General features: G+C 56.3%; 20 protein-coding genes. 3 read left to right on the forward strand and 17 right to left on the reverse strand.

The window, feature by feature from the left end; translation table 11 throughout:
• Nucleotides 1-120: 120 nt before the first annotated feature.
• The 7 genes from nspC to ACO5Z0_RS06840 all read right to left on the reverse strand — a co-directional run bounded on the left by nspC (nucleotide 121) and on the right by ACO5Z0_RS06840 (nucleotide 6966).
• Complete coding sequence (gene nspC / locus ACO5Z0_RS06810; protein WP_485649761.1) at nucleotides 121-1284, reverse strand: carboxynorspermidine decarboxylase; 1164 nt, start codon at nucleotides 1282-1284, stop codon at nucleotides 121-123.
• Nucleotides 1284-2483, reverse strand: a complete 1200-nt coding sequence (locus ACO5Z0_RS06815) for a saccharopine dehydrogenase family protein (protein ID WP_485649680.1) — start codon at nucleotides 2481-2483, stop codon at nucleotides 1284-1286. Before ACO5Z0_RS06815 ends, nspC begins: the two co-directional genes overlap by 1 nt.
• A 43-nt stretch (nucleotides 2484-2526) precedes the next feature.
• Nucleotides 2527-3408, reverse strand: coding sequence for an agmatinase (speB, locus tag ACO5Z0_RS06820; RefSeq protein WP_485649681.1), 882 nt, complete (start codon nucleotides 3406-3408; stop codon nucleotides 2527-2529).
• Nucleotides 3395-4249, reverse strand: a complete 855-nt coding sequence (gene speE, locus ACO5Z0_RS06825; RefSeq protein ID WP_485649682.1) for a polyamine aminopropyltransferase — start codon at nucleotides 4247-4249, stop codon at nucleotides 3395-3397. Before speE ends, speB begins: the two co-directional genes overlap by 14 nt.
• Nucleotides 4246-5715, reverse strand: coding sequence for an aminotransferase class I/II-fold pyridoxal phosphate-dependent enzyme (locus ACO5Z0_RS06830; protein WP_485649683.1), 1470 nt, complete (start codon nucleotides 5713-5715; stop codon nucleotides 4246-4248). The genes speE and ACO5Z0_RS06830 overlap by 4 nt, the downstream gene beginning before the upstream one ends.
• 41 nt (nucleotides 5716-5756) lie before the next feature.
• Complete coding sequence (speD, locus tag ACO5Z0_RS06835; protein WP_442673813.1) at nucleotides 5757-6530, reverse strand: adenosylmethionine decarboxylase; 774 nt, start codon at nucleotides 6528-6530, stop codon at nucleotides 5757-5759.
• A 268-nt stretch (nucleotides 6531-6798) separates the two neighbouring features.
• Nucleotides 6799-6966, reverse strand: coding sequence for a hypothetical protein (locus ACO5Z0_RS06840; RefSeq protein ID WP_485649684.1), 168 nt, complete (start codon nucleotides 6964-6966; stop codon nucleotides 6799-6801).
• Nucleotides 6967-7065: 99 nt separating this feature from the next.
• Between ACO5Z0_RS06840 and putP the strand changes: the two genes are divergently transcribed.
• A complete protein-coding gene (gene putP, locus ACO5Z0_RS06845; protein WP_485649685.1) occupies nucleotides 7066-8544 on the forward strand; it encodes a sodium/proline symporter PutP in 1479 nt (492 codons plus the stop codon).
• A gap of 4 nt (nucleotides 8545-8548) precedes the next feature.
• Complete coding sequence (locus ACO5Z0_RS06850; protein WP_485649686.1) at nucleotides 8549-9040, forward strand: hypothetical protein; 492 nt, start codon at nucleotides 8549-8551, stop codon at nucleotides 9038-9040.
• A 28-nt stretch (nucleotides 9041-9068) separates the two neighbouring features.
• Here ACO5Z0_RS06850 and ACO5Z0_RS06855 read toward each other — a convergent pair whose 3' ends face one another.
• From ACO5Z0_RS06855 to ACO5Z0_RS06880, 6 genes are all read right to left on the reverse strand, one after another.
• Nucleotides 9069-10076, reverse strand: a complete 1008-nt coding sequence (locus tag ACO5Z0_RS06855) for a hypothetical protein (protein ID WP_485649687.1) — start codon at nucleotides 10074-10076, stop codon at nucleotides 9069-9071.
• A gap of 77 nt (nucleotides 10077-10153) precedes the next feature.
• A complete protein-coding gene (locus tag ACO5Z0_RS06860; protein WP_485649688.1) occupies nucleotides 10154-11080 on the reverse strand; it encodes a YitT family protein in 927 nt (308 codons plus the stop codon).
• Complete coding sequence (locus ACO5Z0_RS06865) at nucleotides 11052-12074, reverse strand: glycosyltransferase family 2 protein (RefSeq protein ID WP_485649762.1); 1023 nt, start codon at nucleotides 12072-12074, stop codon at nucleotides 11052-11054. The genes ACO5Z0_RS06860 and ACO5Z0_RS06865 overlap by 29 nt, the downstream gene beginning before the upstream one ends.
• Nucleotides 12075-12174: 100 nt before the next feature.
• Nucleotides 12175-13392, reverse strand: a complete 1218-nt coding sequence (locus ACO5Z0_RS06870; RefSeq protein WP_442673383.1) for an FtsW/RodA/SpoVE family cell cycle protein — start codon at nucleotides 13390-13392, stop codon at nucleotides 12175-12177.
• An 11-nt stretch (nucleotides 13393-13403) separates the two neighbouring features.
• On the reverse strand, nucleotides 13404-14054 hold the full coding sequence (gene trmB / locus ACO5Z0_RS06875) for a tRNA (guanosine(46)-N7)-methyltransferase TrmB (RefSeq protein WP_485649689.1): 651 nt from the start codon (nucleotides 14052-14054) through the stop codon (nucleotides 13404-13406).
• Nucleotides 14055-14066: 12 nt separating this feature from the next.
• Nucleotides 14067-15980, reverse strand: coding sequence for a sigma-54-dependent Fis family transcriptional regulator (locus ACO5Z0_RS06880; RefSeq protein ID WP_485649690.1), 1914 nt, complete (start codon nucleotides 15978-15980; stop codon nucleotides 14067-14069).
• A gap of 185 nt (nucleotides 15981-16165) precedes the next feature.
• Between ACO5Z0_RS06880 and ACO5Z0_RS06885 the strand changes: the two genes are divergently transcribed.
• Nucleotides 16166-16501, forward strand: coding sequence for a hypothetical protein (locus ACO5Z0_RS06885; protein ID WP_442673380.1), 336 nt, complete (start codon nucleotides 16166-16168; stop codon nucleotides 16499-16501).
• Between the two features lie 69 nt (nucleotides 16502-16570).
• Here ACO5Z0_RS06885 and ACO5Z0_RS06890 read toward each other — a convergent pair whose 3' ends face one another.
• The 4 genes from ACO5Z0_RS06890 to ACO5Z0_RS06905 all read right to left on the reverse strand — a co-directional run bounded on the left by ACO5Z0_RS06890 (nucleotide 16571) and on the right by ACO5Z0_RS06905 (nucleotide 21320).
• Nucleotides 16571-18466, reverse strand: coding sequence for an ATP-binding protein (locus ACO5Z0_RS06890; RefSeq protein WP_485649691.1), 1896 nt, complete (start codon nucleotides 18464-18466; stop codon nucleotides 16571-16573).
• An 84-nt stretch (nucleotides 18467-18550) separates the two neighbouring features.
• Nucleotides 18551-19123: a cob(I)yrinic acid a,c-diamide adenosyltransferase gene (locus ACO5Z0_RS06895; RefSeq protein WP_442673379.1), complete on the reverse strand. Its 573-nt coding sequence runs from the start codon at nucleotides 19121-19123 to the stop codon at nucleotides 18551-18553.
• Entirely contained in the window at nucleotides 19120-19617 is a 498-nt protein-coding gene (gene queF, locus ACO5Z0_RS06900) for a preQ(1) synthase (protein ID WP_442673378.1), read from the reverse strand. The genes ACO5Z0_RS06895 and queF overlap by 4 nt, the downstream gene beginning before the upstream one ends.
• Nucleotides 19614-21320, reverse strand: coding sequence for a bifunctional diguanylate cyclase/phosphodiesterase (locus tag ACO5Z0_RS06905; RefSeq protein WP_485649692.1), 1707 nt, complete (start codon nucleotides 21318-21320; stop codon nucleotides 19614-19616). Before ACO5Z0_RS06905 ends, queF begins: the two co-directional genes overlap by 4 nt.
• Nucleotides 21321-21424: the final 104 nt, after the last annotated feature.

A 21424-nucleotide genomic window follows, 5' to 3' on the forward strand; every position in this document is an offset into this window, starting at 1 on the left:
AATCATTTCTTCTCCGCCCCGAATAAAGGGCGTCGCTCTTTATTGTACCACCTATGCGCCGCAGGTCAAGTCTTCCCTACAGAACGCGAAGAAGCGCCATCGCGAACGACGGCGTTTCTTCTAAGACAGGCGCATCTTGAAATCCTCGTAGCCGAAGCGGCGCACGACCTGCCATGCGCCCGTTTCGTCGACGGCGACGATCGCAGGCAGCGGCATACCGTTGAACGTGTTGTTCTTCACCATCGTATAGATCGCCATGTCGCCGAAGACGACGCGGCGGGAGGCGGCAAGCGGCGCATCGAACGAGTATGTGCCGATCGTATCGCCCGCAAGGCACGTCGGTCCCGCAAAGGTATAGGTGAAGGGCTTCTCCCCTGCCTCGTCCGCCCCCAAGACGGGCGGACGGTACGGCATCTCGATGACGTCGGGCATGTGGCACGCCGCCGACGTGTCGAGGATGGCGACAGGCGTATCGTTTTCAACGATTTCCAGTACCTCGGCGACGAGGAATCCCGCATCGAGCGCGATCGCCTCACCCGGCTCGATATAGACCTTGAGTCCGTATTTCGTTTGCATACGCGCAATGCACTGTTTCAGCAGGTCGATGTCGTAGCCCTCGCGCGTGATATGGTGTCCGCCGCCAAAGTTGATCCACTCCATCTGCGGCAGCCATGCGCCGAACTTCTCCTCGACGGCTTCGAGCGTCTCCGCCAGCGGCTCCGCCCCCTGCTCGCAAAGCGTATGAAAGTGCAGCCCCGTCAGTCCATCAAGCTTGTCGGGGCGAAAATCGCCGCGCTTGACGCCGAGACGCGAGCCGGCCGAGCATGGGTCGTAGATCGCGTGCTCCTGCGTCGAATGCTCGGGGTTGATGCGGATGCCGCACGCGCAGCCGTGCGCTAAAGCAAGCGCACCGTACTTTTCCCACTGGGCGAAGGAGTTGAATACGATGTGATCGGCGATCTTGACGATCTCTGCCATGTCCTCAGCCTTGAACGCCGGCGAAAAGACGTGGTTCTCCTTACCCTTCATCTCCTCGTATGCGAGACGCGCCTCAAAGAGACCGCTCGCCGCCGCACCTGCGAGGTATTCGGCGATGAGCGGATAGAAGTGAAACATCGAAAACGCCTTCTGTGCCAGAAGCACATGTGCGCCCGTCTCCTGCTGCAAGTCGCGCAGCACGGCGAGATTCCTGCGCAGAAGCTCCTCCATGACGACGTAGGAGGGCGTCGGCACAGCATGGAAAATTTCTGCGTATTTCTCGAATTTCCCGAAAGCCTCGCCCATCAATCGACAAGCTCCGGCGTGAAGCTCTCCTGCCACGGCAAGCCCCAGCGATTCAGCGCATCCATGAACGGATCGGGATCGAACTGCTCGATGTTATAGACGCCCGCGCCCTTCCATGTGCCGTTCATCACGAGCATCGCGCCGATCATCGCGGGCACGCCCGTCGTGTAGGAAACCGCCTGCGAGCCGACTTCTTTGTAGCACGCTTCGTGATCGCAGACGTTGTAGAGATAGTACGTCTTTTCCTTGCCGTCCTTCTTGCCGCGGAAGATGCAGCCGATGTTCGTCTTGCCCTTCGTCCTCGGGCCAAGGCTCGCAGGATCGGGCAGCACCGCCTTGAGGAACTGCAGCGGAATGATCTTTTTGCCCTCGAACTCAATCGGCTCGATTGAAGTCATACCGACATTTTCCAAGCACTTGAGGTGGCGCAGGTAGCTCTCGCCGAACGTCATGAAGAAGCGAATGCGGCGGATGCCGGGGATATTCAGTGCAAGCGACTCCAGCTCCTCGTGGTGCAGGAGGTACATGTCCTTCTCGCCGACCTCGGGGAAGTTGTAGACGCGCTTGATCTCCATCGGCTCCGTCTCGACCCACTTGCCGTCTTCCCAATAGCTGCCTTTCGCTGAAACCTCGCGGATGTTGATCTCGGGGTTGAAGTTCGTCGCAAACGGATAGCCGTGATCGCCCGCGTTGCAGTCAAGAATGTCGATGTAGTTGATCTCGTCGAAGTGATGCTTCAAGGCATAAGCGGAAAAGACGCCCGTGACGCCCGGGTCGAAGCCCGAGCCGAGCAGCGCCGTGATGCCGGCTTCCTTGAAGCGGTCGTTGTATTCCCACTGCCATTTGTATTCAAACTTCGCCGTGTCCTCCGGCTCGTAGTTCGCTGTATCGACATAGTGCGTCTTCGTCGCAAGGCATGCGTCCATGATCGTCAGATCCTGGTACGGCAGCGCGAGATTCAAGACGACGTCGGGCTTCTCCCGCTCGATCAGGGAGATGAGCTCGTCCGTCTTGTCCGCATCCACCTGCGCCGTCGTGATTTTCGTCTTGCCGCCCGCGAGTTTTTCCTTCAACGCATCGCACTTTGCCTTCGTGCGGCTCGCAATGCAGATTTCCTCAAAGGCGTCGCTGTTCTGGCAGCACTTGTGCACGGCGACGCTTGCGACGCCGCCCGCGCCGATGATCAAAGCCTTTCCCATGATTTTCCTCCTGTCGTCAACTCAAGGGCGTTTGCCGCCCGCCTCAAACCATCTCTGCACCGCGAATCGCCGGCTCTTCCCAAGCGAGAAGCATCTCTCTGAGGAGCTTCAAGGCCACCGCCGTCGATGCGCCGCTCGCATCGTAGTGCGGCGACAGTTCGACCATGTCGCAGCCGACGATGCGGTCGAGCCGCAGCGTCTTTCGGAGCGCACGAAGGAGATCGAGGAAGCTCACGCCGCCCGGCTCGGGCGTGCCCGTGCCGGGAAAAACACTCGGATCGAGCACATCGAGATCGAGCGTCAAGTACACGGGCTTTCCCATAAGTTCAGCAAGGCTCCGCTCAAGCCCCGTGAAATCGAAGCGCTGAAGATGCGTGTGCTCCTTCGCCCAGAGGAACTCCGCGCGCTCGCCGCTCCGTATGCCGAACTGATGAATGCGTCCGTCCCCCAAGATGTCCCAAGCGCGGCGCATGACCGTCGCGTGCGAGAGCTTCGCGCCCAAGTAATCATCGCGCAGGTCCGTATGCGCATCGAAATGCACGATATGGAGATCTTCGTAGCGCTCGGCGAGCGCACGCACGACGGGAAGCGTCACGAGATGCTCGCCGCCGATCATGAAGGGCTTCTTGCCATCGGCGAGCAAATCCCGCGCAAAGTCCTCGATCTGCCCCAGAGCGCGAGCCGTATCGCCAAAGCAAAGCTCCAAGTCGCCGCCGTCAAAGACGCGCGCCGCCTCCATATCGAGGTCGAGATATGGGCTGTACGTCTCCAGTCCATACGACTCGGCACGCATCGTGCGGCTCGCGAAGCGCGTGCCCGGCCGAAACGACGTCGTCGAATCAAATGGCGCGCCGAAGAGCACGATGCGCGACTCTTCATACGATGTGTCGCAGCCCAGAAAAGTTTCTACATTATCTTTCAACATCGCGCAGCATCTCCTCCACATACGTCGGCAAGGCGAAAGCGCCGACGTGCAGCTTCGTATTGTAGTAGCGCGTCTTGATGCCGAGCCGCTTCCAGCGCTGCCAATCAACGCCCTCGACAGGCGCACGCTTCTTCGATGCGAAGCCGAAGAGCCAGTGCCCCGACGGGTACGTCGGGATATGCGCCTGATAGACGCGGCTGATGGGGAACGACTCGACGATGCGCTTGTGCGCACGCTGCATGGCATAAGCGTCGTCCTTGTAAAAGGGGCTTTCGTGTTGATTGACCATGATGCCGTCCTCGTGCAGAGCCTTGAAGCAGTTGCCGTAGAACTCCTTCGTAAAAAGCCCCTCGCCCGGCCCGAAAGGATCGGTCGAATCCACAAGAATTAAATCATACTCGTCCTCGGGCTGACGGATAAAACGCAAACCGTCCTCGAAAAAGAAGCGAATGCGCTCGTCCGAAAGGCACGCCGCCGTCTGCGGCAAATGTTCGCGGCACGCCTCGACGACCATCTCGTCGATCTCCACGAGGTCGATGCGCTCGACGCTTTTATAGCGCAGAAGCTCGCGCACCGTGCCGCCGTCGCCGCCGCCGATGACGAGGATGCGCTTCGCCTCGGGATGGACGCACATCGGCACATGCACGATCATCTCATGATAGATGAACTCATCCTTCTCCGTCAGCATCATGTAGCCGTCGATCGTCAGAAAGCGCCCGAATTCCGGCGATTCGAAGATGTCGATGCGCTGGAACTCACTCCTGCCCGAGTAAATCTGCCGATCGACCTTGATAGAAAAGCCCGCATTCTTCGTGTGCTTCTCCGTAAACCAAAGATTCATGCCTCAGTCTCCTTCATCACGTTGAGCCGCCGGATCTCCATATCCTCAGGCCCCGTCAGCGAGCAGCCCTTCTTCTTCGCGTAGCGGATATAATCGAGGATGTCCGCCGTCACAAGCTCGCCCGGTGCGAGGATCGGAATGCCCGGCGGATAGCACATGACGAACTCGCCCGCGACGCGTCCCGCCGTATCGGCGATGGGAAGCGCCTCCTTCTCAGCGTAGAACGCTTCCTGCGGTCCGCAGACGACCTTCGGGCTGATGTACTCGACCTCCAGCATGTTTTTCGGCGGCTTCTTGTAGTTGCGTCGAATTTCGGCGAGCGCGGATACGAGACGCTCAATGTCCTTGGGACGGTCGCCGATTGAGACGTAGGCGAGAAGATTCGCCATGTCGCCGAACTCCGTCTGGATGTCGTACTCGTCGCGCAGGAGGTCGTAGACTTCAATGCCCGCAAGCCCCAGAGAGCGCGTGAAAATCGAAAGTTTCGTGACGTCGAAATCGAAGACGGCGTCGCCGTCGGCAAGCTCCTTCGCATAGGCATAGTAATCGCCGATAGCGTTGATCTCAGAACGCGCATATTCGACGTGACGGATGACCTTGTCAATCGTCTCGCGCCCGCGGATCGCAAGGTTGCGCCGCGAGATGTCGAGGCTTACCATGAGGATGTACGACGCGCTCGTCGTCTGCGTAAGATTGATGATCTGATGCACATAGCCCGCGTGTACGCGCTCGCCGATCAAGAGGAGCGAGCTTTGCGTCAGAGAGCCGCCCGACTTGTGCATACTCGCCGACGCCATGTCCGCGCCCGCCGCCATAGCGGAAACGGGCAAATGATCGTGGAAGTAGAAGTGCGTGCCGTGCGCCTCATCGGCGAGGAGCAGCATATCGTGCGCGTGCGCGAGATCGGCTATAGCGCGGATGTTCGAGCATATACCGTAATACGTCGGATTGTTGACGAAAACTGCCTTCGCGTCCGGATTCTCCTCGATTGCACGCTCGACATCGGCGAGCCTCATGCCAAGCGCGATGCCGAGCCGCCGATCCATCTGCGGATTCACATAGACAGGAACAGCGCCCGAGAGGATCATCGCGTTGATGACGCTTCGATGCACGTTGCGCGGCAGGATGATCTTCTCGCCGCGCTTCGCCGCCGTCAGAATCATCGCCTGCACCGAACTCGTCGTGCCGCCGACCATGAAGAAAGCGTGCGCCGCACCGAACGCCCGCGCCGCCAACTCCTCTGCCTCGCGAATGACGGACACAGGGTGACAGAGATTGTCGAGCATCTTCATCGAATTGACATCGACGGAAAGGCACTTCTCACCGAGAAAGTCCACAAGCTCCGCGTTGCCGCGTCCGCGCTTGTGCCCCGGCACGTCAAAAGGCACGACGCGCCTGCCCTTGAAGCGCTCCAGAGCTTCAAGAACAGGCGCCCTGTCCTGCGTATGGTAGTCGAATGCTTCCAATCCTTCTCTTTCCTCCTATGGAGCAAAGCGCAAAGCCCCGCTCAGAATACATTGCTGCCGCTGTAGATCTCAATCATCTCGCGCCGCAGGCTATTGCTGATCGCGAGCCGCGTCTTCGGCGGTATCTCGTAAATATCCGTATTGAAAAGGTAATTCTGCAGCTCGATCTCTTTGATGAGCATACGCGTGTGGAAAATATTCGCCTGATAGACATTGATGTCCACGGCGTCGTAGGTCGCCAGTGTCTCCGATTTGATATACTCTTGAATCGACGACATCTTGTCGTCCATGAAGAGCTTCTTTCCCGTCACATCGCGCGTGAAGCCGCGCACGCGGTAGTCCATCGTGATGATGTCCGAATCGAACTTGCCAATGAGGTAGTCGAGCGTCTTCAACGGCGTGATCTCGCCGCACGTCGCCACGTCGATGTCGACGCGAAACGTCGCGATGCTCGTCTCGGGATGGAACTCGGGGTATGTATGCACGGTCACATGGCTCTTGTCGAGGTGCGCGACGATCTCGTCATTCATCAGCGGCTTCTTGTGTCCCGCCGCATCCTCCTCGGAAATAAGGAAGGTCACGCTCGCGCCCTGCGGATCGTAGTCCTGCTTCGAGATGCTCAAGACATGCGCACCGATCATCTCCGTCACGCGCATGAGGATCTTCGTCAACCGCTCTGAGTTGTACTGCGAGTCAATATATTTGATATAGTCCTGCTGCTCACGCTGCGATTTCGCGTAGCAAATATCGTAGATATTGAAGCTCAAAGACTTCGTCAGATTATTGAACCCGTATAACTTCAGCTTTCCTTCCAACCCGAACATCCCATCCTTCCCTTGGCTGACAAGAAAAGGCAGATGAACGAGCCATCGCTTCGCCACCTGCCATAATCTTCGTTTTTGCTAGCTCTGCCTTATTATAATGGAAATTTCGCGCTTTGACAAGTATGGACGTGCGGCAGTCCCGCAAACACTAAGATGTCAAACGAGCTTATACATGATATTTCTGCCGCATCTCCTGCAAAGCTTCTTCCACATCAGCAGTTTTACCGCTATGGAAATCTTCTTCTGCAGCAACAAGTTTTTAGTATATTTCCTGTCTAAGTATATACTTATCGTAAGTTTTCATACGCATAATGACCATATCGTCATAGCCATTTTCATTGACATAAATCGGTCCGCTTGATTCCTCGTACATTGGAGAAATTGCATGGGTATCTTCAAGTTCATGAATCAGTACAGTCTTCGTCATATCCCCGGCTCCCTTCTATTGGAGAAATATCACGTTGAGCCCTTTTCTGTTTTATATTATAATAGGGAAGTATATTCGTAAAATTTGGAGGGACTTATCTTGACAAACAACCTGGCGATCATCATCGCATTCATCGTCTACCTCGGCTTCATGATGCTCATCGGCATCTACTACTATCGGCGCACGCGCTCTATGGCGGACTACATCCTCGGCAACCGTAAGCTCGGCGCGTGGGTCACGTCCTTGAGCGCCGAAGCCTCCGACATGAGCGGCTGGATGCTCATGGGGCTGCCGGGATTCGCCTACATCGCCGGGCTCAACGCGGGCTGGATCGCGCTGGGGCTTGCGCTCGGCACCTACGCGAACTGGAAGTTCGTCGCCGCACGTCTCAGAAAATATACGGAACTTGCCAACAATTCACTGACGCTTCCCGATTTTTTGCAGAATCGCTACGAGGACAAGTCGAACCTTCTGCGCATCATCCCTGCCGTCTTTATCTTGATCTTCTTCGTCATCTACACATCGTCTGGTTTCGTCGCGGGCGGCAAGCTGTTTGAAACGATCTTTTCCCTGCCCTATACCTATGCGCTGTTCCTCGGCGCTTTCGTCGTCGTATTCTACACGCTTGCCGGCGGCTTCCTCGCCGTCTGCTGGACGGACTTCATCCAGGGCGTCATGATGTTCTTCGCCATCCTGCTCGTACCTGCCGCCGCTTCTTATCTGCTCGGCGGTCCATCGACGACGCTCGCCGCCATCTACACGATGGAACCGTCGTTCTTCAATCCTTTCCAGAAGCCCGACGGCTCTACGCTCGGCTTCATCGAGTTCATCTCGCTCATGGGCTGGGGACTTGGCTACTTCGGTCAGCCGCACATCCTCGTGCGCTTCATGGCGATCCGCTCATCCGCCGAGCTTGGACGCGCCATGCATATCGCCATGACGTGGGTCGCTATCTCGCTCGCTGCCGCCGTCCTCGTCGGCATGGTCGGACGCGCTTACCTTGTCGATCCGCTCTTCGGCACGGCGACGGAGACGGTCTTTCTCGTGATGACGGACTCGATTTTCAACCCCTTCGTCGCGGGACTCATCCTCTCCGCCGTCCTCGCCGCCATCATGAGCACGGCGTCGGCGCAGCTTCTCGTCGCAGCTTCCGCTTTCGCACAGGACTTTTACCGCTCGCTTCTGCATAAGGGAGCAAGCCAAAGCGAACTCGTCTGGGTCAGCCGCCTTTCTGTCCTCGCGATCGCCGCCCTTTCCCTGACGCTCGCCATGAATCCCGAGAGCCTCATCCTCGACATGGTCGCTTACGCATGGGCAGGCTTCGGCGCCGCCTTCGGCCCCGCGCTTCTCGCCTCGCTCTTCTGGCGGCGTACCACGAGGAACGGCATCCTCGCAGGCATCATCACGGGCGGCGTCACCGTCCTCGTATGGAAGCAGTTCTCCTTCTTCGGTCTCTACGAAATCATCCCGGGCTTCGTCTTCGCCCTCTCTGCCATCTACATCGTGAGCCGTCTCGACAAAGCGCCTGCAAAGAGCATCACAGACACGTTCGACGCCGTGGGAAAAAGCGCGATATAAGGAAATGTGTTCTTGGAAAAACATTGAAACAGAAAAGGATATTGCAGATTTGCTCCGTCTATATTACGGCTTCCATGATGCTTGCATCGTAGCCGCATCGTATCAAAGCGAAACCAGCGTCGATCAGAAAGGCACGATACACTATTCCAATATAGATGGACACACGATGACGCTCCGTTTTCAGTCCCAAATGGCGCTGAGAAGTCTGGAGCTTCATTTTATCGGTGTAAGGCAAGCCCGCTTAATTGTCGGGAACGATCATCTCCCCTGTGATTTAACGGATGCAACGCTATCTTTCGTGAATGGACAATCATCAAGAGAATCTAAGCGATGGATTGCATGGACAAGCTGCAGTTCCTTCGATTTCAAAAAACTTGATACTACGATACATGATCTGGCAGATCATTATATAATAGCCAATGCCCTGAGATGGCGATTTTTGAGAGAAGATGCCTGTGCTCGCAACGGAAAGAACGGTCGACGGAAGAACATCTAAAGCTTCCGTCGACCGTTCTCTTTACCGATCAATGATTCGCCGCGTAGCGGGAGATTGCGGCGCGGACAGCGGCATTTGCAGCAGGCGAAACCGTCAGGTCAGCGCCTGCGCTCTTACCTTTTCGCCTGCCTTTTTTCGCAGGATCGTCGGCATCCTCCTCCGCCTGCACCTTCTCCGGCGGCAAAGGCAGCAAGCCTTCCTTCATCTTCGCGATTTCTTCGAGCTTCTTCTGCTCTTCCTTCATCTTCTCAGCGGCTTCCGCTGCATCTTCCTGGCGAGCGCCCGCACTAAAGCGCAGCAGCATCCACTCCAAATCTTCTGCCAATCGCTGTGTATTCTTCAGCCATAAATCAAGCCTGGACCGACTGCTGTCCAATTCATCGAATTCCTGCTGCTCCTGACTTCGAATCCCCAAGGAATCTTTTATGCGGTGACTTTCCACATCAAATCCCTGCTCGCGCAGTTTCTCCAAGCGTCGATTCCATTTCGCGATATCTCCCGTGAATATATCAGCATCATCGTCCTCATCCGTTTTCGTCAAGGGCGCACGCAGACGATCATTCGCAGCATCCTCATGCGCTTTTGCAAGCTTCGCTTCAAGCTTCTTCTTCAGCTCGTAAATCATGGAAATTTTATCATCGTACGAGGTCGCGACGATATGCGACAAAAGCTTTTCCTTCTCCTCTTTGAGCGCCGACTTTTCGTCATCCGTCAGCGTGTCATCCTTGAGCAATTCCTTGATTTCAAGAATACGCTCCTTCTCCATCTTGACGCCCTGCCGCGTTTCATCGATGTCGGCAAGTCTGCCATGAGCCGTCAGACCGTCATAATTCTTCTCATCACGCAGAATTTCCTTCGCGTCCTTTTCCCCAAGCTGCAGGAGACGCGCCTTCCTGTTGATCGACACTTCTGCCGCGCTGCCGAGATGCGTCTTTTCCCTCGTCTTGCCCTTCAGCGCCATCGCGGACGAGGGCGCTGACACAAAAGAAGCGCTCGCCTCACGCCCCTGCACGACACCGCCGATCTTCATGCTCATTTTCTCGCACCCTCCCTAGATTGAGAAATCATCCCCCGTTATCCTTCTTTATTTCATCGAAAGTTTCTTGCTGTTTCTTAATACTCGCCATCCTTCTCTCTCTCGCGCGCTTCGATCAGTTCTCTTCTCTTCGCGAACTGATAGAGAATCCGTTCGCTCGAAAAGCCTCTGCCGCGCACTTCAGATGCGTTGGCGATGATGAGGAAAGCGTTCGCGTCAAAGCGGTCGCAGATCGCCTTGACACGCGCGAGCTGCGTCAGAGAGACGACAACAAAAGCGACGTCCTTCTTCTCCTGCAGGAAGCCGCCCCGCCCCTCAAGGTAAGTGACGCCGCGATGCAGGCTCTCCATGATAGCATCGCCAATCTTTTCGCTTTCCCCTGAGATGATGAAGATCGCCTTCTCGCGGTTGAAGCCAGCCGCCCAGCGGTTTGTCAGCTCCGCCGTCGCATAGATGCAGACGAGCGTAAAAAGCGCCGTCTCAAGATCGAAGAGCGCCGCCGATGCAGCGATGATGAGCATGTTGAGCAGAAACACGCCCGTACCGACGTCGATCGACCAATACTTCTTCAAGATGGCGCCAAACACATCAACGCCGCCCGTATTTGAACCGAAGCGAAAAATGATTCCATAGCCGATACCGGAAACGACGCCGCCAAAGATCGCATTGAGCATCGTGTCCTGCACGGGATGCAGCGCCGAAAGCGGACTGCATACGTCGATGCCAAAGGAGAACAGTACCGTGCCCAAGATCGTATCGACAGCATAGCGCTTTCCCACGAAGCGATGGGCAAGGTAGAGAATCGGCAGATTGTAGACGAGAAGCTGCGCGCCGACAGGCCAGCCCACGAAGTAATGCAGCAGAATGGCGATGCCGCCAAGACCGCTCGTCAGAAGGTTCGCCGGCAGGATGAAGAGGTTGATGCCCACGCCGCAGACAGCGCAGCCGAAAAGAACCACAAAGTAGCGGCGTACTTCATGAAGGACTTCCCGTTTCTTCAGCATCATGCACTTCCCCTTTCTCCATGTCCGTCTCTCTTGGCGCACCGTTTTCTGTCATCGCGCGTGCGGCTTCCCGCGGCTTGCCGCGCGCGACGAGGTAGAGCGGACGGCGCTTGACTTCTTCGAAAATACGCCCGATGTACTCGCCAAGGATGCCGAGCGCGACGAGCTGCAAGCCGCCGAACAGCAGCACGCACGCCGTGATCGTCGCCCAGCCGGGCACGGCGCTGCCCTCGATGAACTTGATGTAAAGCACGTGCAAGAGCAAGAGTATGCTCAAGATACCGCAAATAAAGCCCGCATAAAGCCCCAGACGCAAGGGCACCGTCGAAAAAGCAAGGATGCCGTCGAGCGCAAAGCGCAGCATCTTTCGCGGAGAGAACTTAGATACACCCGCAAAGCGCTTGGGCGCAACGAAGCGAATCTGCACCTGCCGATAGCCCATAGCGCCGATCATGCCGCGAATGAAACGCGCCCGTTCACGATAGCGGCGAAATTCGAGCACAACCTTGCGATCCATAAGACGAAAATCCGAGCCGCCTTCTTGGATATGCACGCGCGATATGCTGTTGAGCGCCTTGTAATACCAATACGACGTCGCTTTCTTCAAGCAGCCGACGCCCTCCGTCGTCTCCCGTATCGTCTGAACGACTTCATAGCCCTCTTCCCACTTGGCAAGAAGCGTCGGAATCAAGGCGGGCGGGTGCTGCATATCGCCGTCCATCATGATCGTCGCTGCGCCGTCCGCATGGTCAAGACCGCACGTCAGGGCGATCTGATGCCCGAAGTTGCGTGATAGAAAGATCGGCTGCACGCGCACATCGCGCTCTTCCAAGCGGCGCAGGATCTCACGGCTCCTGTCGCGTGAGCCGTCGTCGACGAAGATCAGTTCGAAGTCATATTTCGTCGTAGTCATGACATCGCAAATCGCCTGATAAAAATGCTCTAAGTTGTCCTCCTCGTTAAAGACGGGAACAACGATGGAAATAAGCTGCAAAATCCCTCTCCTCTTTCTTTCATCCGTGCTTTCCATTTCTTTCAGCGTGCGCGGCTCCCCATTCTCCATAGATGCTTGCCATCACACCTCTTCGTTCGCCTCACTTCTTCACAAGACGCAGATGACGCTCGGCTTTCTTCTTCGCCACATCACGCTCCAAGGCTTCGCGAAGCTTGCTGCGGCTCGACGCGCCCGTGCCATGCTGACCGATGTTCAGCAAGATGCCGACGCTCGCCATGCTGATCATCAGCGACGTGCCGCCGTAGCTGATGAAAGGCAGCGGCACACCAATGACGGGCAAAAGACCGCCGACCATCAAGAGATTGACGACCGCCTGCCCGCTGATCAAGAGAAGGATGCCCGTCGCCAAAAACTGTCCGTAAGCATCAGCCGCAGCATTTGCGATACGCGCGCCATAGACAGTAAACGCCGAGTAAAGCACCAGCATGAGGATAACGCCCAAAAAGCCCGTTTCCTGGCTGAAAATAGCAAAGGCGAAATCCGTATGCGCTTCGGGCAGATAGCTGTACTTGCTCACGCCCATGCCGAGTCCCATGCCCGTGAGCCCCCCCGAGCCGATGGCAGACAGCGACTGCACCGTCTGATAGCCGATGCCCTGCGCATCCGCCCACGGATCCATAAGGACCTTGAGACGCGCCAGACGATACGGCTGCAGGACAGAAAGCGCCGCGCCCGCCGCCGCAAAGATGGCAACGGTCGTCAGAACCTTCGTCTTTTCAAGCCCCGCAATGCACATGAGTACGAACGGCACGAAGATGACGATGAACATTGTGCCGCCGTCCGGCTCCAGCTCAATCAAAAGTCCCATAAAAAGAATCAACAGATACTGCGGGTTGGGAAAAAGGATGTCGATGGGCTTGTCGTTGCGCACGCGATACGCCGCATAGGCGGAGATGAGCATCAAAGAAACGAGCTTTGCAATCTCTGCCGGCTGGATCTGAAAGCCTCCCGCACCGAGCCAGCGTTTTGAGCCGTTGACCTCCGCGCCCACGAGAAGCACGGCGAGCAGCGCAAGAATCGTGACGCCGACGACCGGCACGATCCACGCGCGCCAGCGATGGTAGTTCACGCGGCAACCGAGAAAGAAGCAGAAGAAGCCCGCTCCAAGATTGATAAGCTGACGCTGCAAAAAGAAATACGGCGAACCGAAATTCGTTTCCGCAAGAATAAAACTCGAACTGAACACATTGATGCTGCCAAAAACGAGGAGCACAATGAAGATGGCGAGAACCGCCTCCATGTCGCTGACCCAGAAGCTCTTCCTGCCTTTTGTCTCCTGCGCTTCCTGTTTTTCCATAAGCCCCTCCTTCAGGCGAATGTAACTTCACAGCGGTTGATCTTCTCGCCCTTGCCGCTGAACTTTCTTTCATACTCCGTCATCACGTTGTCGGGACGCGCCTCTCTGTGCAGATCGTAGCAGACGTCGTGCAGGGAAAGCCCCATCTCGCGGAACTCTTCCAAGGAAAAATCAAAGAGCGCACGGTTGTCCGTCTTGAAGAAGAGACTGCCTCCGGGCACAAGAAGCGCCTTGTAGCGCATGAGGAAGCTGCGGTGCGTGAGACGGCGCTTTGCGTGCCGCGCCTTAGGCCACGGATCGCAGAAATTCACGAAGAAGCGTGCGATCTCTGCGGGAGCAAAGATCTTCTCAAGCTGCGCGATGTCAAAGACGAGCAGACGCACATTTTTCAGTCCCTTTTCACGCACCTTCTGCGCGGCAGCAATGAGGACGTCCTGCTGCTTCTCGATGCCAATGAAGTTCACCTGCGGATTCCTCTCTGCCATCTCGCTGATAAAATCTCCCTTTCCCGTGCCAAGCTCGACGAAAAGCGGCGCCTCGCGTCCGAAAACATCCTGCCAGCGGCCTCTCTCCGCCTCGCCCGCCGGACGATCCTTAGGATAGACAAAATCATCGTACGCGTGAATGGCCTCATCCACCCACGGCTTTCTGCGCAGTCGCAAAAAACTTCCTCCTCACGTTTTTTCCAGCTGAAACTTCTTCAAATAGCGATAGAGCGTCACGCGGCTGACATCGAGGAGATTCGCAAGCCGACTGACGTTGCCGCCGGCGGACTTCCATGCACGCAGGAATATCTCGCGATCACTCTTCCAGTTGTCATCCGGCTTCACATCGCCCATGAGATTGATGTTCTCCGGAGCGATCACGGTGCCGGCGGTATGGAAAAACGCCTGCTCCAAAACGCTCTGCAGCTGCTTGATATTGTCGGGCCAATCGTATTGCTCCAAAAGCGTCAGCGTCTCGGGCAGAAGCTGCTTCGGCTCCATGCGGTGCTGCTCGGCGATCTCGCGAATGATCTGCTCGGCAAGCAGAGGTATGTCCTCGCGCCGATTGCGCAGCGCCGGCATTCGGATGACGCTGCGTGAAACGAGATCATAAAGACCGCGATCAAAAAGTCCGCGCTCCGTCAAACGCTTGAGATCGCTGTCGCAGTCGGCAATGACGCGCACGTCAATCGGACGCACCACCGTCTCGTCGAGACGATGCGCCTTGCCCTCACGCAGGGCTGCTGCCAGCGCCGCAGCCGTTTTTTTCGGCAGCTTCTCGATTTCATCGAGAAAGAGCGTGCCGCCCGAAGCGAGTTCGAGCTTGCCGGGACGACTGACAGCGGGCGAGACGGCGACGCCGAAAAGTTCCTCAGCGATAAGCTCCGGCTGCACGTCACCGCAGCGAAACGAGATCAACGGTCCCGCCGCACGCGACGACGCCTGATGTATGCCATGCGCCAAACGCTGCTTGCCCGTGCCGCCCTCTCCCTGCAGCAGCACATGATGCTTGCCGTGCGCCACGCGCAGCGCCTTGTCGCGCAGCGCATAAAACGCCTGCCCCGTACCCGCCATCGTCGAGAGACTGTACTTCGCCGTATAGCCGGCTGTATGCGCAACGAGCATACGGATGTCCTCGATCGGCATAGAAATGGTCACCACGCCGAAAACTTCATGCGTCGCCGGACTTTCCAACGGCACGACCGTCGTGATATCCTCATACGTCTTTGCCGCCGTGATCCATGTGACTTCCTTGTTGTACGACGGCGTGCCGCTGAATCCTTGATAGATCGGCGTGTGACGATAATTCAGGACAATATCGTTGAGATTCGAAAGTCGGCTCGTCTCTTTATCTCGCGCACCGATGCGAGCGAGACGCTCAAGCCCCAAGCGGTTCGCGTAGACCACCTCTCCGCTCGGCAGTATGTGATATACGGCAAACGGCGCAGTGTCCAAGATCGCTTCCTGCGCCCGCAGTCTGAGATCGCGGGACAAGGCGGCGGCAAGCGAGCGAGAGACGAGCAAAAGCTGTGCGATGACTGCATCCTGCGGCACAGCCGCCGGATCGTTGACGACAATATTCACGAGATAATGCAGCTCCTCGCCGACGAGAACGGGCGCCGTGCAGGCGTCGCCCGCGTGACTTGCCTCACGCCAGATCTCCGGTCCGAAAACCCAAAACGGCGTGCGCTTCTCCCTCGCTATGCTGATGCTCGATGCGCCGATCTCCTCGACGCCAAGGCGCGATCCCTCGACCTTGCCGTGAGGCAAATGCATGAAGGGCAGCGAATAACTCTTCAAAACGATCGCATCCGCATCGAGCAGCAAGAGGCTTAAACCGTATCGTGCAAAAAACTCCTGTACGCCTTCCGTCAGCTGCGAAAGACAGTCGATGGCATGCGCATGTTTTTTCTGCAGCACACGAAAATCTTCCGGCGAAAGCGCGTGCTTCGGTTCCGTGCCCACCCGCGGCACACCGAGCCGTTCGCTCTCGCGCCACGCTTCAGCAACCCAAGGATGCACATTGACGTCTATTTTTCCTTCATCCCGAAATTTTCGATAATAAGACTTGAGCTTTTCCCTGCTCCGCTGCTCCCGTATCATATCTTTCCCCCACCCGTACCGAAATGTACTCCATGAATGAATCCATTTGCTTCCTCTTATATATTATACCGTTTCATTGTACTACGAAATGTTAAGAGCGACAAGCACATTGCCAAGTTCTCATAGAGTGAGTATAATAGAAAAGATATTATGACAAACTTGTGCAAAGAAAGCAGGGATTCGACATGGCAAAGCAATTAAAGAAAATACGCAAACACTTGAAACCGCCGACCGTCGGCAAAGACGCCGAAAAACGCCCCGAAAAAAAAGGCAAGGACACCTTCCTCCTCATCATGCTCGCGCTCACGCTCTTCATCGCATTCATCGGCTGGCAGGAGATGACGTGGCTGAATCGCTCGATGTACGGCACGCTCTTCCTCTCTCTTCTCTTGATCTACGGCTACAAGCAAGGGAACTTTAACGAGAAGGAAAAGCTCTGGATGACACGCGCCAGCATGTTCTTCATCATCGTTTCCTTCGCCCTCTTCGCGGCGATCTGCTACTTCCAGTACTTCGCCTGAAAAGTGCTTTCCTCAAAAGAACCCACCATGCCCGCTTGGGTGTGGTGGGTTCTCCTCTTTTCATCTCATTCAATCCTTCAAAACATGCCACTCGCCGCTGCGGTTCGTTCCCGTGCGCTCAAGAACGCCGGCCTTTTGCAGAGCCGTCGTCATGCGCTTGACCGTAGCGATGGATATGCCGAGCGCTTCTTTCAATGCCTTCTGCGTGACCTTGGGATTTTCCCGAATCACTTGAATCAGCCGTTCATCCAAGGAATCATCCTGCACGTCCTCCGCCGTGAAAGAAAGTTCCTGCTGCGCTGCATTCGGCTTCTCTTCCTGCACCTCAGCAGCCTCTTCTTCAACGACTGCGACGTCCGCTTTGAGATCCGCCAGCGACGCAATCTCAAGCTTCAATTCCGGTGCAGGCTCAAGATCCAACTCCGTTGCCGCGTCCATCCATTCCGCCGCTTCCGGCTCTTCTTCCCGCGCTTCCTCGGGCAACGGCTCCGTCTCTTCTTCGGCTTCTCTTGCAGACGCCGGCGCACCATCTTCTGCGTCCGGCGCTTCCGGCGTTTCCGGCGCTTCCGCCTCTGTAGCTTCGACTGCTTCCGCTGCCGCAGCAGACGCTTCTTCCGGCGCAGCCGCCGCTTCCGGCACAGAATCTTCGCCTAGCATCGCGGCTTCATCCATCTGCACGGGCTCCGCGCACTCTGCGGCGACAGGCTGCGGCACAAGATCTTCTTCCTGCGCCGCAGATTCCTCCTGCGCAGGCTCGACGCTCTCTATCTCTTCTGCGCTTTCTTCCGGCGCCGCTTCTTCCTCTGCACGGCAGTAGAGATTGATGCGCACGGAATCGCCGAGCGTGACGACGGCAGGCTCCGGCAGACGCGCATCTTTCGCCGCGCGGTAAAGCTCGGGCAAGATGCTCTGGAACCCTGTCATCATTCCCATATAGAGGAATGCCGCCGCAATGGCGCGGTTGCGTATCTTCGAAAACCCCGTCTTGAGTTTCCAGATCGTCATATCCTCTTCCAACAATCCGGGCGTCGTGATCTCGAGCCGATCTTCATAAAGTACGAGGGAGATGCGGCCCGGCGCTGCATAGTTTCGCTGGCAGGCAGCACGCGCAATCAAACGGCGCAAAAGTTCCTCCGAAAGCTCCGCCAAACCGTGCGCTCCAGCGCCGCGCGCCGCAAGTCTCCCATACATATAAGCCGCCGCGCCGTCCACCTGCTCCGTCAAAGAACCGGCGAACTCCTCACCGCCGACGAAATCAAGGCGCGTCGTGCCAAGATACTCCGCGCACTGGATGAATCCCTCAGGGAAAAGTTCTTCCGCCGTTCCCATGAGTAAATGCCAGCCGTTCGTCGCCCGATAAACGCCGTCCTCTTCGCGCAGAAGCTTCCACGCCAAAAGATCTTCCTTCTGCAAACGCGCGACGTCATCGGCGTCGGCACGCCGCTTTTCTGCCTCGCGGTACATCATGCGGCAAAACTCTTCGATCTCTACATCATCGACAGCATTCTCCGCCGCCAACTGATCGGCGCTGCTGTTCGTGCCTGAAAGCAGAAGTTCCTGCACCTGATACGGCTCGGCAAGCCGTGTCGCACCGCCCACGCGCACATAAGCGCCGTCCATCATGCCCGCTTCCTGGATGAAATACGGCTTTTCCATGCCGGGAAAAATCTCGACGACAACGACCTGACGCCCATCCTGCAGCTCTACGCCGACGCGAGGGAAAATGCGCGGCTCACAGCTGTCGAAAATCTGCCGCGTGATCTCGTCAATATAGGGGATGATCTCCGCATCTGCGGAAAATCCCCTGCCGCTTTCACCATAAAAAATGATGCGCCCGCCCCGCCCGTTTGCAAAAGCTACGGCAGTATGTAAAAAAGATCCACTCTCCGCCACGATCTGCTCCACGAAATCGCCGCGAGCTCCCATCATTTCTTCCTGCACATTCAGCACCTCTCTGCTATCCATTTTCTACAGTATAACAGTTTTTTCAAGGAAAGTCCAAAAAAAGAGGGCGGTTCTCACCACCCTTTTCCAGCCCTTGCCCAGCGGTCAATTTTCTATGCCCCGACGCGCCGCCACACCCTTTGCGTAATAATGACGCACCTCTTTCATCTCCGTGATGAGATCGGCGCGAGAAAGAAGCCAATCGGGTGCATTCCTGCCGGTGAGGACGATCTCGCATCCGCTCGGCAAAGCATCGAGCAAAGCCTCAACTTCCCCGCGCGAAACGAGACCGAAAAACAACGCGACGTTGATCTCATCGAGGATAACGACATCCCAATCACCCGAGCGCACAGCTTCCGCCGCCTTGGAAAATCCCTCGCGCATAAGCCGCAGATAGTCGGCGGGCGGCTCTCCCGCAGGAAACACGACGACGTCGTCCCCCCACGCCGCACGCTCTTCGTCCGGCAGCATACCCTCCTTCGCGATAAAGAACGGTTTTCCCGTCGTATGAAGCGCCAGCTGCGGCGAAAACCCCTGCAGAATCTTCTGCTCGCTGTAGGCAAGGCTCTTCATAAACTGCATGATGTAGACGCGAAGCCCCGCTCCCAGAGCGCGCACGGCAAGTCCAATCGCCGCCGTCGTCTTGCCCTTGCCCGCGCCCGTATAGACCTCAATCATCGGTTGTCCACCTTCTCCAAGGCGTATAAGTCGTGCTCAGCGAATCGCTTTTCAGCCAGCTTCTCATACTTCGTGCCCGGTTTGCCGTAATTCGTATACGGATCAATCGAGATGCCGCCGCGCGGCAGAAACTTGCCCCAGACCTCGATGTAGCGCGGCTCCATGAGGCGCACAAGGTCTTTCAATATGATGTTGACGACGTCCTCATGAAAGTCACCGTGATTGCGGAAGCTGAAGAGATAGAGCTTCAAGGATTTGCTCTCGACCATACGCCGCTCAGGCACATAAGAGATCGTAATCGTCGCAAAATCGGGCTGCCCCGTGATCGGACAGAGACTCGTGAACTCCGGACAGTTGAACTTGACCCAATAATCCTTGTCAGGATGCTTGTTTTCGAAAGTTTCCAGAAGATGCGGCGCATAATCCGCCGCATACGGCGTATTCGTTCCGCCGAGATGCGTAACGCCCTTCATCTCATCGCTCGTGCGTGTCATGACGGCTCCTTTCCGCGCAGAAACTTTTCTTCAAATCCTTCCTGCGTCTCCGGTCTGCCGAAGAGATATCCCTGAATGGAATCGACCTTGCAGCTCTTCGACAGAAGTTCATACTCATCCCATGTTTCGACGCCCTCGATGCAGACGCTCATGCCCACGCTGTGACAGAGCGCCACCGTATACTCCACGATGCGGCGGTCAAAGTCCGACGACAAAATCTCCTTGACGAAAGCACGGTCGATTTTCACGATATCACAGGCAAGATTCTTAAACATCTCCAAAGACGAACAGCCCGTGCCAAAATCGTCCATAGCGATTTTCAGCCCGTATTCGCGCAGAGAAGAAAACTCTCGATTGATGAAGTTCCAATCTGCAATGACCGTCCGCTCCGTAAGCTCAAGCACGATGCTTTCAGGAGCGACGCCATAGCGCTCGACGCATGATTTGACAGCATCCTTGAAGGACGGGTCGCGCAGCTGCACATACGACAAGTTTATGCTCATGCGAAAGTCGGGAACACGCCTTTGCCAATCGCGGCATATACGCACCGCCGTATCGGCGATCCACTTGCCGACGGGAATCATCAGCTGCGATTCCTCCAAAAGCGGGATGAACTCCATCGGTGCGACCATACGCCCCTTGGAGTTCTGCCAGCGAAGGAGCGCCTCCGCGCCGATGATACGCTGATCCACCGCATGGACCTGCGGCTGAAAACAAAGACTGAAGCCCCGACAGTCGTCTTCCACGCTCCTTCTTATGTCCTCGTGCGCCGTCAGTGAACGCAGCCACCGATTGTAAAGCTCCTTGGAAAACAAGACGTTCTTATTCTTGCCGCTCTGCTTGGCAAAGGACAGCGCCGCTTCCGCATACTTGTGCAATACGAGATAGTCCTTGCCGAACTGCGGGAAAAATACGGCGCCGCCCGACACCGTACAGAAATACTTGCGATCATTGATTTTCTGCGGTTCTGAAAGCGCCGTCTGTATGCTCTTATAAAGAGCCTCAACGTCCGCTTTCCGAGCGCCCGGATAGACAATGCCGAACTCATCGCCGTCGAGTTTATAGAGTCGAAAATCCGTCGCAAGAATCCGGCGGATGCGATGTGCGACCTCGCGCAGAACCTGATCGCCAAAGGAACGGTTGTATACCTCGTTGATGATCTTGAAGTTATCTATGCCAATGATCATCAGAGCGCCGCCCCTGCCCGTCTCGCGCGCCTCATCAAGCGCCTCTTTCATCCTCTGTTCAAGCTGGTATTTGCTCAAGAGTCCTGTGACGGCGTCCGCATGAGTGCGCTGCCCCATGAGCTGGAAGATGCCTGCATAGAGCAGTCCCTTCCCCTCATAGGCAAAGGACGCCGCGCAGCGGCACTCGACCCATTCGTAGCTGCCCTTACGCGTCTTGGCGCGGAACTCGATACAGCCTTCCCTCATGCGCCCTTGAAGCACCTCGTCAAAAATTCCCGTGACGCGAGCACATTCTGTCGGGTGCATGATGCTGCGCCATGCTTGGCGAAACTCCAAAAAATCCATCGTTTCGGCAGGTATGCCGAAGTCACGCACGATATTCGGCGAAACCATCGCGATCTTGTTTTCCATATCCACGACATAAAGATAGCCGGACGTCGTCCTTTTCAACAAATCAAAATAAAGTTTCAGCCGCTTCAAGAGCGGACTCAAAGTCACTCGAACCGTTCGGCGCATGACACTCTCCCCTCCGCTGATACGGTATATTCTCATAAATATATGATAAACGACAAATTTCCTAAATGCAAGCCTTGACAAATGTTTCCGATATAAAAACCAAA

The sequence above is a fragment of the Selenomonas sp. genome (assembly GCF_057272215.1).

Coding starts and splice junctions, on each gene's coding strand:
- nspC (WP_485649761.1), bottom strand. CDS start 1,284: ATGGGCGAGGCTTTCGGGAAATTCGAGAAATACGCAGAAATTTTCCAT.
- ACO5Z0_RS06815 (WP_485649680.1), bottom strand. CDS start 2,483: ATGGGAAAGGCTTTGATCATCGGCGCGGGCGGCGTCGCAAGCGTCGCC.
- speB (WP_485649681.1), bottom strand. CDS start 3,408: ATGTTGAAAGATAATGTAGAAACTTTTCTGGGCTGCGACACATCGTAT.
- speE (WP_485649682.1), bottom strand. CDS start 4,249: ATGAATCTTTGGTTTACGGAGAAGCACACGAAGAATGCGGGCTTTTCT.
- ACO5Z0_RS06840 (WP_485649684.1), bottom strand. CDS start 6,966: ATGACGAAGACTGTACTGATTCATGAACTTGAAGATACCCATGCAATT.
- ACO5Z0_RS06850 (WP_485649686.1), top strand. CDS start 8,549: ATGTGTTCTTGGAAAAACATTGAAACAGAAAAGGATATTGCAGATTTG.
- ACO5Z0_RS06855 (WP_485649687.1), bottom strand. CDS start 10,076: ATGAGCATGAAGATCGGCGGTGTCGTGCAGGGGCGTGAGGCGAGCGCT.
- ACO5Z0_RS06860 (WP_485649688.1), bottom strand. CDS start 11,080: ATGCTGAAGAAACGGGAAGTCCTTCATGAAGTACGCCGCTACTTTGTG.
- ACO5Z0_RS06870 (WP_442673383.1), bottom strand. CDS start 13,392: ATGGAAAAACAGGAAGCGCAGGAGACAAAAGGCAGGAAGAGCTTCTGG.
- ACO5Z0_RS06880 (WP_485649690.1), bottom strand. CDS start 15,980: ATGATACGGGAGCAGCGGAGCAGGGAAAAGCTCAAGTCTTATTATCGA.
- ACO5Z0_RS06885 (WP_442673380.1), top strand. CDS start 16,166: ATGGCAAAGCAATTAAAGAAAATACGCAAACACTTGAAACCGCCGACC.
- ACO5Z0_RS06890 (WP_485649691.1), bottom strand. CDS start 18,466: ATGGATAGCAGAGAGGTGCTGAATGTGCAGGAAGAAATGATGGGAGCT.
- ACO5Z0_RS06895 (WP_442673379.1), bottom strand. CDS start 19,123: ATGATTGAGGTCTATACGGGCGCGGGCAAGGGCAAGACGACGGCGGCG.
- queF (WP_442673378.1), bottom strand. CDS start 19,617: ATGACACGCACGAGCGATGAGATGAAGGGCGTTACGCATCTCGGCGGA.
- ACO5Z0_RS06905 (WP_485649692.1), bottom strand. CDS start 21,320: ATGCGCCGAACGGTTCGAGTGACTTTGAGTCCGCTCTTGAAGCGGCTG.